Below are 14,890 nucleotides of genomic sequence, written 5' to 3'. Positions count from 1 at the left end.
TGAAATTTATTAATTAATTTTTATAACGTCATTCTCAATGCTTAAGCAATTTAAGGCGCTATATAATGCAAAATTCGATATTATATCGGTGGCTATTAACACGAAGATAGAAATTGCGTTAAAGCGAGCACAGGAATATAGGGTAATTTCCCTTAATTTGCAATGCACAGGACAAGTATATTGAGTAAGCATGTAAATAAATTTATAACATTAAAAGTGCAATTGATTTTCAGTGCTCTACTGAGCTTTTATTCAATGGCAACTTTAGCAGTACAAAACACGGAACTAGAAACCAATATAAACCCTAGTTCAATTCAATCAACACCATGGAAACTATGGCAAGAAGACAATTTTTTCAATGTAAGCTATCGTGTCGATAACAGTACAAATTTAATCGAAATAAGAGCACAAGCTAAGTTTGAGTCTACTCTTGCTGGTTTTCTTTATTTTATTGAAGATTTACCTATGACTCACAATTGGTTAAATAATGCAGAGTCAGCCAAACTTATTAGTACAATATCGCCAAGCGAACATATATTCAAAACTCGTTTTAATGCGATATGGCCGTTTGCAGACCGCGAAGTCATTGTACATTCTCGCTATTGGCAAAATAAAGATTTATCGATTGATATTTTGGTTGAAGATGCAGGTGATACAGTAGCGATTACCGAAGACGTTTTACGTATGCAAGTGATAAGTGCTTTTTGGCAGATAAAGCCAATTCAACCTAAGCAAATCGATGTTACATATCAATTCATGGTTGACCCAAAAGGCAATATTCCAAAGTGGTTGTTAAAACCGATGACACTAAAGGGTATTTGGAATACCCTTCAGAATATGAAAGAGCAGCTTCCTCATAGTAAACACCAACAGCGAACTAAAGAAAATATTCAAGAAATGTTAAACGTTAGCAACGCAAAAATTTGATTAAATCCCCATAGCTGTGATAACGCTCACTTGTTATTTCAAGTTACTACGTTGAGTAACTTGAAATAACTGAAGTTAACTGAAGTTATTATTCAACAGCCTTTAAATCCTTTAAGCGTGATGTTTAAGCATCGAAAGCGCCATCGCTTCAGCCACTTTAATGCCATCAATACCTGCCGATAATATACCTCCGGCATAACCAGCACCTTCACCTGCAGGATATAAACCTTTAGTGTTAACACTTTCAAAACTTTCTTTATCGCGCGTGATGTTAATAGGCGACGAAGTTCGAGTTTCAACTGCGGTTAACGTTGCATCTTTCATAGAGAAGCCTTTAATTTTACGTTCAAAGGCAGGCAATGCTTCACGAATAGCCTCAATCGCATAAGCAGGCAACGTTTCACTTAAGTCACAGTATTTTACCCCCGGCTTATATGAAGGCTCAACAACACCATGTTCACCACTTTTACGCCCGGCCAAAAAGTCTCCAACTAACTGAACAGGCGCATCGTAGTTTTCACCACCGAGTTTAAACGCGATTTCTTCAAGGCGGCGCTGAAATTCAATTCCAGCTAGCACGTTATCTTTACTGCCATTTTCATCATAATCTTCAGGAGATATGCCAACGACTATCGCACTATTCGCGTTTCGTTCATGACGTGAATATTGGCTCATTCCATTAGTCACTAAACGCCCTTCTTCTGATGCTGCCGCTACTACGGTACCACCTGGACACATACAAAAACTGTAAACTGAACGGCCATTTTTACAATGGTGTACAAGTTTATAATCTGCAGCGCCTAAAATAGGGTTACCCGCATTTTCGCCAAAGCGAGCGTCATCAATAACCGATTGTTCATGCTCAATTCTAAAGCCTACTGAAAAAGGCTTAGCTTTAATAAAAACACCTTTTTTATGCAGCATTTCAAAGGTATCACGCGCACTATGCCCAATAGCTAACGCAATATGTTTTGTATGTATGACTTCACCCGTTGCTAATGTTAAGCCTGTAACTTGCATATTGTCGCTGTTATTATCTGCTTTGGTAAAATGAATATCATCAACACGCTGGTCAAAACGTACTTCACCACCAAGGCGATGTATTTCAGCACGCATTTGTTCAACCATAGTCACAAGTTTAAACGTACCGATATGCGGCTTGCTGACAAATAAAATCTCACTGGGCGCGCCAGCATCTACAAACTCATGCAACACTTTACGACTATAATGTTTTGGATCTTTAACTTGGCTGTAGAGTTTACCGTCTGAAAACGTACCCGCACCGCCTTCACCAAACTGAACATTCGATTCCGTATTAAGAATTTTTTTCCGCCAAAAGCCAAAGGTATCTTTAGTGCGCTGTCGTACTTCTTTACCCCGTTCTAAAATAATAGGGTTAAAGCCCATTTGTGCTAGCAGCAAACCTGCGAATAAGCCACACGGTCCCATACCGATAACGACTGGGCGTTCAGTTAAACCTTTAGGTGCTTGACCAACAAATTTGTAACTGGTATCTGGGCTACTTTTAATGTTTTGATTTTTTTCGTGCTTTAGCAACAATTGTTCATTAATTGTTGTGGTCACGTCTAACGTATACATCAAAATGATATTGCTTTTTTTACGAGCGTCGTAACCACGTTTAAAAACAGAAAAATCGGTAAGCTGTTCAGCTGAAATATCTAAAATAGAAAGAATAGCTTGCTCTAACTCTTCAGGTTGATGATTAAGTGGTAATTTGACGTTAGTTAAACGCAACATATTGGATTTCCAAAGCGAGACTAGGGTAAAAATTGGCGCTATTTTACCTGATACTCTTAGCGATACCAAATACAAAGCTAAAACAATAATTGAATTTGTTCGCTAGCAAGGTATGATCCGCATATAAATCGCAGAGATGCAGTAGATTTTAACATCTAACATAATAATTTAAGCAGAGTAAAATGGCGTTTGTAGTAACTGATAACTGTATTCAATGTAAGTACACAGATTGTGTCGCTGTTTGCCCTGCCGACGCGTTTCATCAAGGTCCTAATTTTTTAGTGATTAATCCTGACTCATGTATTGATTGCGATTTATGCCCAGTTGAATGCCCCGCCGATGCTATTTATCAAGAAGATGAAGTGCCTGAAGATCAAAAAGACTTTATCGAACTTAACGCTGAGCTAGCTAAAACATGGCCTGTTATCACAGAGATTATTCCAGCACCTGCTGATGCAGAACAATGGAATGGCGTCAGCAATAAAATAGAAAACTTAATCATCGATATTGATTAATTACTCTGAGCGTAACTAAACCTAAAATCTCCCTTCATTAACTTTGTTAATATTATCGTTATTGGCTTTTCTATAGTTAACTTTTTGGCATGACAAAACTCGCGCTTTCACTAAAAGTGACCATACTTAATAAGAAGGTTCATAAAGTTAACATCGAGGAGGCCTTATGCCCCATGATATTAAAGTGCAACGTATTGAGTGTCCACATTGTGGACATCACATTCGGGTTTCGTTAGACGCCAGTGAAGGTGACCAAGACTATTATGAAGAGTGTCCGGCTTGTTGTATTGAAATGCACTTGAATTTACATATTGACGAATACTATAAAAAAATTCAATTAGCGGTTGCTAGCGATAACGAACAGTACTTTTAAACAAGTAGCCTAAAGTAGCGTTAAGCTTAAATAGATAAAAGCCTAACTAAATAACTCATTATGAATGTGAGTTAAGCTTCATTCGCTCAATAGTTTGTACAATCGTCATGGTTTGCTGGTCAATTTCAATATTCACTTTATCGCCAACACAAGCATATTGTAAATTTGTTCGCGCTAAAGTTTCAGGTATTAAATGCACCGAAAATGAATCTCCTACCTCAGCGCCCAATGTTAAACTAATACCATTAATACTAATAAAGCCTTTAGCAAAAATGTATTTTTGATACTCAGGCGCTATGGTAAAACTAATTGTACAGTTATCTGGGCTATCAACACGGTTAGTAATAATGGCTTGCGCATGAACATGACCACTGAGCATGTGTCCGCCAATTTCGTCACCAATTTTTAACGAACGTTCTACATTAACCTTTGACCCCAGTTCAATATCAGCAAGGTTAGAGACTCGCAACGTTTCATCAATAACATCAAAAATGATAAAGCTACTGCTTGCAGCCAAGTGGCCAAATTCTACAGCAGTTAAACAAACACCATTAATAGCTACACTCGCTCCAACTTCTAGGTTTTCAATTAACGAGTTTTCTAACGAAACCTTTAATCTTATCGCATTATTTTTACTAATTATCGCAATTACTTCAGCTTGCGATTGCACAATACCAGTAAACATATATCATCCAGATAAATACTCTATTTTTTGCTATCTTAGCAAGAATAACCAAATGATATAATTGCCTTGATGAACATTAATCGCTTTTTCTCTAATAGCAAAAATTTAATGAAATTGGCTTATCCAATTTTAATTGCTCAATTGATCCAAAATTTAATGGGCTTTGCTGACACAGTAATGGCAGGTAGAGTGAGCGCAACTGACATGGCCGCAGTTGCTGTTGCCAGTAGTGTTTGGTTACCATTAATTTTAGCCATATCAGGTTTAATAATGGCACTGGCCAGTATTATTTCGCAATTATCTGGTGCAAATCAGTTCGATAATATAGCAAAAGCCAGTTATCAAACCGCTTGGATAGCTGTTTTCTTCTCGATAATCATCATTATTCTCTATTACATCGCAACACCGCTGTTGATAGACTCGATTGCTATGGAGCCTGAGCTTAAACAACTGATGTTCGACTACTTAGGCTATATTGTTTGGGGCGGTCCGGGTTATTGCCTTTATCTTGTATTACGTAATTATTCAGAAGGACTTTCTTTTAGTCGCCCTACTATGATCATCAGCATTTTAGGCTTATTGATTAACATACCAGCCAACTATATTTTTATTTATGGTGAGTTTGGTATGCCAGCCTTGGGCGGAGCAGGTTGTGGTTTAGCAACAGCCATTGTTTATTGGGTCATGTTTGTTGGTATGCTCGCCTACGCATACTATTCAAAGCACCTAAAGCAAGCGCCACTGTTTACTCAGTTTTATTGGCCACAATGGTCAGAAATTAAAGTCATATTAGGCTTGGGTACCCCATCGCATTTTCGTTACTATTTGAAGTCAGCCTTTTTGCTGCTGTTGCTATAATCCTCATACCCTTTGGCGCAAATGTTGTTGCAAGCCATCAAATAGCAATTAACTTTTCGGGCTTAGTTTTTATGGTCCCCTTGAGTTTAGCCATGGCAGTGACTATAAAAGTAGGTTTTGAGGTAGGTAATAAGAACCTTGAAAAAGCAAAAGAACTCTGTCGTTACTCGGTTATATTAGGACTCATTATTGCCGTAGCTACAGCGGCCGCTACCCTGATATTTAAAACACAAATAGCCGCTATTTATACCTCTGACACAGAAGTACTTGAACTCGCGGCTGGCTTAATGTTTTTAGCGGCTTTATTTCAGTTTTCTGATGCGATTCAAGTTATTTCGGCAGGTGCACTTCGCGGCTACAAAGACACTAAATCGATTTTGTACATCACCTTTTTCTCTTATTGGGTTGTTGGTTTATCTTTCGGTTTAATTTTAGGCTTAACCGATTGGATAGCTCCTGCATCGGGCCCTTATGGCTTTTGGATAGGCTTTATTTCTGGGTTAACTGTTGCGGCAGTATTACTAGCTTGGCGCTTAAAGGTAGTACAAAATCGCTTTGATCAACAAGCGGCATTGACCAGCTAAGCATGTTAATGGCAATAGTTGTCGCTTAAATAAGCAAGGATAATAACAACTGCTGAATTAATCAGCAGTTACATCGAGTTTTAAATAAAACTGCTTGCACTTGCCAAAGCAGATCGCTAACATAGCGCCTCGTTGAGTTACTCAACATTTTACTTGAAAATATTGCTCGCTTAGCTCAGTTGGTTAGAGTACTTGCATGACATGCAAGGTGTCACTGGTTCGAGTCCAGTAGCGAGCACCATATTAGGGTTTATTAAACCCAAAAAAGCCCGAAAGTATTTAATTACACTTTTCGGGTTTTTTTATATCTAAAACTTTATATGGCAGTGTTATTTTCACCTACTAAAATAATATTAGGATGAATCAATGCATACGCTGACTCAGTTAATATCTGGCGAACTCATGGGCATTTCGCGCTTGAAGCTAGCTGAACAATTAACTTCATTCCCAATGGAAATTTTGTCATTAGCCGACAGCTTAGAGATTTTAGATTTATCTGATAACCAACTAACCACTCTTCCTAGCGAGTTAACCCAACTCAAAAAACTTAAAATAATTTTTGCCTCAAATAATATTTTTACTGCTTTGCCTGAAGTTTTAGGTCGTTGTGAAAATTTAGAGATGGTCGGCTTTAAGTCGAACCAAATTAAGCATGTAGCTGCTGATGCTTTACCTGCGAAATTACGATGGTTAATATTAACCGATAACTGCATTGAAACTTTGCCTGACAGCTTAGGTGAACGCCCAAGGCTACAGAAACTGGCCTTGGCAGGTAATAAATTGACAACATTACCGTTAACTTTATCTCAGTCAGTTAATCTTGAGTTAGTCCGCATTTCAGCGAATAACCTCACTGAATGCCCTGAACAATTGTTAGGTTTACCCAAGCTTGCATGGTTTGCCTTCTCAGGTAATCCATTTAGTCGTTCTCAACTTAAGGTAGCAACCGTACCATCACTACCCTCATCAAGTTTTTCTTTGCATAATGTGCTTGGGCAAGGCGCGTCAGGCGTTATTTCAAAAGCTACTTGGACAGATAAGCCATTAAACTTTCCAGATGAAGTTGCTATAAAAGTGTTTAAAGGAAAAGTAACTAGCGATGGTTACCCTGAGGATGAATTACAAGCTTGCTTAAAAGTTGGCAATCATAAAAACCTAGTTCGTTCTTTGGCGCAAGTTAATGAAGATAACTATTTAGCGTTAATCATGAACTTAATCCCAAATAACTTTCAAAATTTAGGTTTACCGCCTAACTTCCAAACTTGTACTCGTGACACATTTCCTAAAGGCTTCACCTTAAGCACCGAGCAAATTGAAAAAATAGTGATACAAATGGAAAACGTGTTTGAGCATTTACACGCGAATAAAGTTTGTCATGGTGATTTATATGCCCATAACACTTTGTTTGATGAACAAGCGAATATCATTTTTGGCGACTTTGGAGCTGCCACTATGTACCACATGCTAACTGTCGAGCAGCAAAAATTAGTCGAAAAAATTGAACGTCGCGCTTTAGCCTATTTTATAGAAGACTTATTGAGTGTTTGTCATCAAGGATGATTAACATAGCCTTGAGTTGAAAGTTATCGAAGGTAAACTCACTAATCTTGTAAAAAATATTCACTGAGTGTTTTAACACCCTTGATGATAAAGTAGCTTTTGAGCAAAAACTAAACTTCTTTTTTATCAAAAACATTTTATCTATAATTTAAATGCTTTTAATTTAGTTATTTATACTATCCAGAACGATCGCTGAGCAATTAAGGATAATAAAAATGAAAATATATGAAACAGCAACCGCGCCAAACGCAAGACGTGTAAGAATATTTCTCCATGAGAAAAGCATTGAAGACATCGAATTTGTTCAAATGGATATTCTACGCGGAGATAACTTAACGGAAGAATTCAAACAAAAAAATCCGCTGGCTAAAATTCCAATTTTAGAATTAGATGACGGTACCATTATTAGTGAAAGTGTAGCTATTTGCCGATATTTTGAAGAAATGAAGCCAGAGCATCCATTAATGGGAGCAAATCCGCTTGAGAAAGCGATAATAGAACAATGGCAAAGACGCTTGGAATTATCTTTGCTGATGCCTACAGGCATGTGCTTCCAGCATACAACGGGTTACTTTAAAGACCGAATGAACGTCATTAAGGACTGGGGGACAGAGTGTGGTGAAAATGTGAAAACGTTTTTTACATTTTTAGATAAGCACTTAGCCTCTTCAGAATACATAGCAGGAGACAGTTTCTCTATTGCGGATATTACAGCCCTCATCACAATAGACTTTAATCGCGTTAATCATATTAAAATATTAGATGAGCAAAGCAACTTAAAACGTTGGTACGCTGCAGTTTCTTCAAGACCATCAGCAAAAGCCTAGTAGTTTCAAAAAGTGCCTTAACAAATAACATTGTTAGATTAAATCATCTTTAGCTACCTAGGCTCTAAATACAGTTCTTAATACCTATATTCACGAATATAGGTAAACCTCTTAAATACCGTTGAATCTATATGGAGAAGGTATAGGTTCTATTGTTAATAAATCAAAAGAACTCATGGGCAAAGCGATATGTACAAATGCAGGTGTTAATAATTATTTTCATTTCAATACTTGTAACATAACTTATCTCTCATAAAATTATTTAAGAAAAGCTGGACCTAAATATTGTCCTTGCAGATCTTAGTACTTTTAAACTTAAAAATGGTAAACAAATGCTCTAACGTATTAATTCACTTAAATATTGCTTATTAATTGTACTTATGTAATATATTTATAACTCTATTTAAAGGATTTTTGTTGATGCTTAGAAAGATTATTATTATCGTTTTCAGCTTTAGTATATGTACATTTTCTAATGCAAAAAATAATTTACCTACACTTGATATCTACGCCAACAATCCTGAAATAAGCTTAATGACGCTTTCTCCTGACGGTTCGAGAATAGCTTATCGAACATTTCAAAATGACCGTGAAGTGTTACTCGTTAAAGAAATTGCGACCGGAAAAACCTTAGGTGGCACAGCATTAAGTGGTATTGATGCAAAGTCAGCTTATTTTATCGATAACTTCAGAGTGATATTAAGAGCGTCAGAATACAAGAAACTTCAAGGGTATAAAGGCATGCATAATATAAGTAGCGCCTTTATTTACAACCTTAAAACAAAAGAAGTTAGACAACTGTTGATCCCAGGCTATGGTATTTATAAAGGTCAAACTAGTCTTGGCAGCATTGTAGGTTTATCGCCAGATAAAGAAACCGCTTATATGCCTGCTTATTATAGTAGTGATACTGGGTATAATGTTTATACTTTAATGAAGGTCAACCTTGAAAAGAAGAAGAAACCTAAACAAATATTTATTGGTACACACGACGCGGTAGATTTTTTTGTTGATGAAAGCGGTAAGCCAATTGCCCGAGAAAGGTTTAATGACAAAAATAACACCCATAGAGTGCAAAGCTATATAGATGGCAATTGGGTCGACATTTTTTCTGAAACCACAGCTTATCGCTATCGTTCATTTTCGGGCTTAACGCCTGATAAAAAATCGCTGGTAATGACCACAACTGGCGAAAACGGGCGTCGACAATATTTCACCATGTCTTTAAAAGATGGAACAATATCTGAGCCTATTTTTAACCGAGACGACGCAGATGTAGAACAAGTGCTAACAGATATTCAGCGTGTTGTTTATGGTGTTAGATATTCAGGCTTTAAACCAAGCTATGCTTTTTTTGATGAACAATTAACTCAAAACTTTAAAGTTATTCAATCAGCTATGCCTGAAAGTAGCTTTAGCTTGGTTGACCACACACCAAATTGGTCAAAAATGATTTTTAAATTAGAAGGTGGTGAGCAAGCAGGTGAGTACATAATGTTTGCTAATAATAGCTTCAGTTTTTTAGCAGCAAGTCGCCCGCAAGTTTCCGCTGACATCGTGAATCCTGTGTCTGAGTATAGTTATAAAGCCCGTGACGGTTTAAACATTCCAACATTGTTAACCTACCCCAAAGGCAAAGCTAAGCAAAAACTACCCGCGGTTGTTATGCCACATGGAGGTCCTGAATCTTATGACAGAATACAATTTGATTGGCTTGCGCAATACTTAGCTAGCCGAGGTGTTTTAGTTATTCAACCTCAGTTTAGAGGCTCAAAAGGGTTTGGAATTGATCATTTAGCCAAAGGTCGAGGCGAGTGGGGTAAAAAAATTCAAAACGATATAACAGATGCAGTAACAACGCTTAGTAAAGAAAATATCATTGATCCCAAACGCGTATGTATTTTTGGCTGGAGCTACGGTGGATATGCCGCCTTAGCCGGTGCAACCTTTACGCCTGACTTATATCAATGTGCTATTTCAATCAACGGCATCAGTGATGTAGAAACAATGTTAGACTTTGAAAAACGTGAACATGGCAAACACAGTGAGACATACAGTTACTGGCAAGAAGTGATCAATAAAAATGGTAAAGATGCTGATTTTATTAAAAATATTTCACCAATAAATTATGTTGATAACGTCCAAATCCCAATTCTTCTGATTCATGGTCAACGAGACAAAGTGGTTGATTTTGAACAATCTGATGACTTTTATGACGCCTTAGAAGATGCAGATAAAGATGTAAAATTAATAGAGTTGAAAGGTGAAGGCCATTATTTATTGAAAAATGAATCAAGAATAAAAGCCTTAACGGCGATTGATACATTTTTAACTAAACACCTGTTATAAATATAGATGTATTTACAGATACACCTAAAACGTTAATAAACAGCTGCTAATTTGTACAGATATAGTGCTATAAAATTTATAAAGGCAGATATTTTATCTGCCTTTTTTACTTTATAACCTGCAATTTCAACCGAATTAATGAGATACTAGCTGCCCTTGTTATACTAAAACTAAAGCCATCAATATAACCTTTATGAATTACACCTCAATTGAAGAATTAAAAAATGCTTGGATTTTTAAGCACGCTAGCCTACCAATTAGCGATAGCGACAAAAGCAAAATAAAGCCTATGGTCAGTAATCGTGCCAAAGTACTTTGGGATGGAGCTATTAGTAAACAAGTTGATCATCCTGACTTTTTCAAAAAAGGTGATTGGCCTGAAAATGCTTCATCGTGGTTGGATAATGGTAAATGGGAAACGGTTTGGGAAAGTGAAGAGAGTTTATTACCCGAGATGATTTTAACACATCTAAAGTGGGATAATAATACTGTGGTGTATTATTGCAGCTCGCGAGACAATGTTATTGAAACCACATGGGCAGTATTTCAACGCTGTTGGAAAAACTTTTTGTTTATGGATGATGGTGCTATTTTAATTGGCAAAAAACGAAATGAAGCGGTGCAGTTTCTCTCTACTGGTTATTTTAAGATTGGTCAAAAGCCAAGTTAAGTTAAGTTAAGCCAAAACTCTTCAAGTTGCTTTATAGCGTCTCACATTTAAAGCCCTGCTTATTTTCTCCCTGTGAATTATTTTATTATTCTAGCAGGGAGGAAAATAACGTTAAAAGAAGCTTAAAAGAAATTTAAAGCTCTGTTCAAGTCATTATTTCTTATAAAACCATCGCCGCGATCCAACCAAAAGCTATTAACGGTAAGTTATAGTGAATGAACGTAGGCACTACGCTATCCCAAATATGGTCATGTTGTCCGTCTATATTTAAACCTGCTGTTGGTCCTAATGTTGAGTCAGAGGCTGGTGAACCTGCATCACCAAGGGCTGCCGCGGTACCAACCAAGGCAACAATAGCCAAAGGTGAAAAGTTTAATTGCAACGCAAGCGGAACATAAATAGCAGCAATAATTGGGATGGTAGAGAATGAAGAACCAATACCAATGGTGATAAAAAGCCCGACCAATAACATTAAAATAGCAGCTATCGCTTTACTGTCACCCATGATATCGGCCGATGCGGCAACCAATGAGTTAATATCGCCTGTTGAGCGCAATACTTCTGCAAAACCACCCGCAGCTATCATAATAAAGCCAATCATTGCCATCATACGCATGCCTTGAGTAAAAACATCGTCTGAATCTTGCCACTTTAATGAACCTGACAGTAAGAACATTAGAAAACCTGCCACACCACCATAAATCATCGAATGTGTCAGTATTTGAATAGTAAAGGCTAAGACAATAGCGAATACAGCTATGGCAACTGTTCTGCCGCAATAAGGTGTTTCATGGCCTTCTTCAATGCCCTCAACTTTTTCCAACTTTTCAAGGTCATATTCACGTTTGTTACGATAACTATAAAAAACCGCAATCAGTAAACCCACTAACATCCCAGATGCGGGTATCAACATAGCTACAGCGGCATTAATTCCGTCAGTTTGCATGCCGCTTTGTTGAATATTGGCCAGTAAAATATCATTCAAAAAAATAGCACCAAAACCAACGGGGAAAAACATATAAGGGCTAACTAAACCAAAAGTTAAAATACAAGCGATCAATCTGCGGTCAATGCCCATTTTAGTCATCATAAACAACAATGGAGGTACAAGAATAGGAATAAAAGCAATATGAATTGGGATAATATTTTGTGATGAAAAAGCGGCTAACATTAGAAAGCTTAACACCAAATATTTAATTTTTCGGGTTTGGTTTTCAGTGGAAACGCCATTAAGCTTTTTAGAAATTTTACTGGCAAACATCGCCGGTAAACCTGACTTAGATATAGTGGCAGCAAAAGCCCCAAGTAAAGCATAACTTAATGCGGTTCTCCCCCGGAGCCAATACCTGTGTTAAAAGCTTCTATGGTTTCGGTGATATTAAGACCACCTATAACGCCAGCAAAAATTGCAGACAGCAACAGCGACACCACAACATTTAACCTGAGTAAACTTAAGCTTAACATCAACAAAATAGAGACCAGTACAGCATTAACCATAGCAGAGCCTGAATGCATTGATTCATAAATCATATATGCCGTAGCTATTGATAATATCGAGATAACAACTTTAATCTCTGAACCCATATAATTAGGGCTTTGACGCTTAATTTTTTCCATAGTAATACCTTTAGCTAACGGCCAAGTGACATTTTAATTATTATTTTCCGTAAAAGGTTTTACGTGCTGATGCAGACAATGCAACACCAGGTTTATTGTTATAAGCAAGCACGACCATCATTCGGGTAATATCACCTATGGTTGGTGTGACTCGGTGAATAGCATTGCGGCCTCTAAATAATACTAAGGCGCCTGGTTCAATTGCTAGCATATCGGGTTTAATCTCGCCGGCAAGCACTTTCTCGGCCTCAGAAAAGTTCATTTCACCTTTGTCTGCATCTCTAACATCCCTCACATACTGGAATTCCCCACCCGCCTCAGGTTTTTGTATCATTAAGGTAGTCGCAAAAGAAGAGTTATCAAAATGCCAACCTAGCTCTTGGCCTTCGCTAGCATAATGAAGATTAATTGAAGAGCAATCATCATCATAAGCATAAAGCGCTTGTTCGTTTAAGACTTCTTTTAAAAATGAGCGAAAAGTGTCACTGTCATATAGCGTTCTAAGTACAGACTCTTCAGATATTTGATCATCAGTAATGCAACCTTTACTCGATATTACTCGCTTATTTCTAATATGATCTTCAGAGTAACTTGGGTCAGTATCACTAATATAAATGTTATGCTGTTGATTAGTAAAAAAAGCCAGATGTTTCTTAGCAGCACCTTCAAGCCTAATTTGCTCTAATGCTTGGTCAGTAATAAAATTATTAATAACAATGGCACCATCGCGCTCAAGCGTTGCTTTACATTGCTGTATGTAAGTTGGGTCAGTGACCTGATTCGACATAAGGTTTATAACGTTTTCAAACTTCATTACATTCTCCAAATAAGCGGCTTAAACTCAACACTGAATAGGCTACTGTTTTTGCATACAACTTAAATTGCTTGTTACACCATTATCTGGACTTATTGGTTAAGCACAATACTAGATTATTGTAATTCACTTTTACTGCTCAGTAATAATAGGCGACTAACGAGGTTTATTTAAAAACAGTAATTACATAATGTAGAGTCAGTTTTTATTGCTATATTTTATCGTCAAAAAAAGGGAATTTAATTCCCTTTTTTAATGTTTAACTATCGCCGGCTATCATGCATTTTCTTCATTAGTCCGGGCTAATCTGCACTTTCACTGGATAGTAATACCGCAAACCAACTCCCTTCTGAAGAGTTTTCTAACGCTATTTTTATGATCATGGTTAAAGGAACTGATAACAACATACCAACGGTGCCCAGTAACCAACCCCAAAAAATTAAAGAAATAAACACAACCAAAGTAGATAAGCCAAGTCCTCGGCCTAAATATCGCGGCTCAACCACGTTGCCCATAACGGTATTTATGGTTAAGTAACCTAAACCGATAAAACCTGCAGCCGCTGGCCCTAGTTGTAATACAGCCAACGACATCGCTGGTACGGCTGCGATAATTGAACCAATATTTGGAATGTAGTTAAGTAAAAATGCTAACACGCCCCACAGTAAGAAAAAGTCTAAACCAAATGCCCATAACATAATTGAAACGGTTACACCGGTGGCAATACTCACTAAAGTTTTAATCGCTAAGTAGTTATTTACTGACGCCAAAAACTGATCGATTTGTTTTAAACGGGCTTGTGGATCATCAAGTGCTAAATGTAATTTATGTGGTATTGATGATGCCTCAAACAACATAAAAATTACCGTGATAATAATCAAAAACAAATTCGCCATAACACCGCCCAAACCACTGAGCATTTTTGCAGCTAATCCCATGGCGGCAGCTGGGTCGAAGTATTCAATTAATAACTCTGACGATATTATAATGTTGTAATTGTTTAGCTGTTGCGTAAGCCAAATAAACTGCTCTTGCAGTTGCTCACGATATACCGGAATAAGTTGTGATAACTCGTTTAATGAATTACCGACAAGACCGGCGAGTGAAAGCGCAATAGAGACAAAAATGCCTATGACAAAAATAACCGCTACCGGTTTGGGTATTTTATAACGCGCAGCCATGACCACGAGAGGGTTACAAATAATAGCGATAAATGCCGATAATAAAAATGGCACTAATAAAGTCGCCGCCGTTTTTACCCCTGCAAGCACCACAAACAACGCAGCAGTAACCAGTAAAAATTTCACTGCGCCTTCAGACTTTCCTTGTAAACCCATTTTTTTAACCCATAAC

Annotated in this window: 13 protein-coding genes, 1 tRNA gene and 1 pseudogene; 10 read left to right on the top strand and 5 right to left on the bottom strand. The window is 37.3% G+C overall.

Annotated features, from left to right (window positions below):
- The first annotated feature begins 255 nt into the window (after positions 1 to 255).
- Positions 256 to 927 carry an START domain-containing protein gene (locus DBO93_RS06050; protein WP_204100658.1) on the top strand — a complete coding sequence of 224 codons (672 nt, stop codon included), beginning with the start codon at positions 256 to 258 and terminating at the stop codon, positions 925 to 927.
- A gap of 111 nt (positions 928 to 1,038) precedes the next feature.
- Here the strand turns inward: DBO93_RS06050 and DBO93_RS06045 are convergent, their stop codons facing one another.
- Entirely contained in the window at positions 1,039 to 2,685 is a 1,647-nt protein-coding gene (locus DBO93_RS06045) for an NAD(P)/FAD-dependent oxidoreductase (protein WP_108455515.1), read from the bottom strand.
- Between the two features lie 182 nt (positions 2,686 to 2,867).
- On the opposite strand from DBO93_RS06045, the gene fdxA reads away from it, so the two are divergent.
- A complete protein-coding gene (fdxA, locus tag DBO93_RS06040; protein ID WP_108455514.1) occupies positions 2,868 to 3,200 on the top strand; it encodes a ferredoxin FdxA in 333 nt (110 codons plus the stop codon).
- A gap of 166 nt (positions 3,201 to 3,366) precedes the next feature.
- Positions 3,367 to 3,573 (top strand): CPXCG motif-containing cysteine-rich protein, encoded by a 207-nt coding sequence (locus tag DBO93_RS06035; protein WP_108455513.1) that lies wholly within the window; start codon positions 3,367 to 3,369, stop codon positions 3,571 to 3,573.
- A gap of 58 nt (positions 3,574 to 3,631) precedes the next feature.
- On the opposite strand, the gene DBO93_RS06030 is transcribed toward DBO93_RS06035, so the two are convergent.
- The gene (locus DBO93_RS06030; RefSeq protein WP_108455512.1) at positions 3,632 to 4,258 is read right to left on the bottom strand and encodes a riboflavin synthase subunit alpha; all 627 of its coding nucleotides are present in this window, start codon (positions 4,256 to 4,258) and stop codon (positions 3,632 to 3,634) included.
- Between the two features lie 108 nt (positions 4,259 to 4,366).
- Here DBO93_RS06030 and DBO93_RS18910 point away from each other — a divergent pair, with 108 nt between their 5' ends.
- The 7 genes from DBO93_RS18910 to DBO93_RS06000 all read left to right on the top strand — a co-directional run bounded on the left by DBO93_RS18910 (position 4,367) and on the right by DBO93_RS06000 (position 11,106).
- Entirely contained in the window at positions 4,367 to 5,116 is a 750-nt protein-coding gene (locus tag DBO93_RS18910) for an MATE family efflux transporter (protein WP_239059128.1), read from the top strand.
- Positions 5,047 to 5,700 (top strand): MATE family efflux transporter, encoded by a 654-nt coding sequence (locus DBO93_RS18905; RefSeq protein WP_343215950.1) that lies wholly within the window; start codon positions 5,047 to 5,049, stop codon positions 5,698 to 5,700. The genes DBO93_RS18910 and DBO93_RS18905 overlap by 70 nt, the downstream gene beginning before the upstream one ends.
- Before the next feature lie 164 nt (positions 5,701 to 5,864).
- A tRNA-Val gene (locus DBO93_RS06020) sits at positions 5,865 to 5,941 on the top strand.
- Positions 5,942 to 6,066: 125 nt separating this feature from the next.
- Positions 6,067 to 7,260, top strand: coding sequence for a leucine-rich repeat-containing protein kinase family protein (locus DBO93_RS06015; RefSeq protein WP_108455511.1), 1,194 nt, complete (start codon positions 6,067 to 6,069; stop codon positions 7,258 to 7,260).
- 215 nt (positions 7,261 to 7,475) lie between these two features.
- Entirely contained in the window at positions 7,476 to 8,087 is a 612-nt protein-coding gene (locus tag DBO93_RS06010; RefSeq protein ID WP_108455510.1) for a glutathione S-transferase family protein, read from the top strand.
- 420 nt (positions 8,088 to 8,507) lie between these two features.
- Complete coding sequence (locus DBO93_RS06005; RefSeq protein WP_108455509.1) at positions 8,508 to 10,436, top strand: prolyl oligopeptidase family serine peptidase; 1,929 nt, start codon at positions 8,508 to 8,510, stop codon at positions 10,434 to 10,436.
- A 193-nt stretch (positions 10,437 to 10,629) separates the two neighbouring features.
- Positions 10,630 to 11,106 carry a DUF2947 family protein gene (locus DBO93_RS06000; protein ID WP_108455508.1) on the top strand — a complete coding sequence of 159 codons (477 nt, stop codon included), beginning with the start codon at positions 10,630 to 10,632 and terminating at the stop codon, positions 11,104 to 11,106.
- Positions 11,107 to 11,266: 160 nt separating this feature from the next.
- Here the strand turns inward: DBO93_RS06000 and DBO93_RS05995 are convergent.
- The 3 genes and pseudogenes from DBO93_RS05995 to DBO93_RS05985 form a co-directional block, all read right to left on the bottom strand.
- A pseudogene (locus DBO93_RS05995) lies at positions 11,267 to 12,603 on the bottom strand (Na+/H+ antiporter family protein).
- Between the two features lie 160 nt (positions 12,604 to 12,763).
- Complete coding sequence (locus tag DBO93_RS05990) at positions 12,764 to 13,537, bottom strand: 2OG-Fe(II) oxygenase (RefSeq protein ID WP_108455507.1); 774 nt, start codon at positions 13,535 to 13,537, stop codon at positions 12,764 to 12,766.
- Between the two features lie 302 nt (positions 13,538 to 13,839).
- A complete protein-coding gene (locus DBO93_RS05985; RefSeq protein ID WP_108455506.1) occupies positions 13,840 to 14,874 on the bottom strand; it encodes an AI-2E family transporter in 1,035 nt (344 codons plus the stop codon).
- Positions 14,875 to 14,890 lie beyond the last annotated feature (16 nt).

It is taken from the genome of Colwellia sp. Arc7-D (genome assembly GCF_003061515.1).
Classification (GTDB): domain Bacteria; phylum Pseudomonadota; class Gammaproteobacteria; order Enterobacterales; family Alteromonadaceae; genus Cognaticolwellia.
Note: the sequence above shows the minus strand (reverse complement) of the source record. Positions and strands in the feature narration are given on the sequence as shown.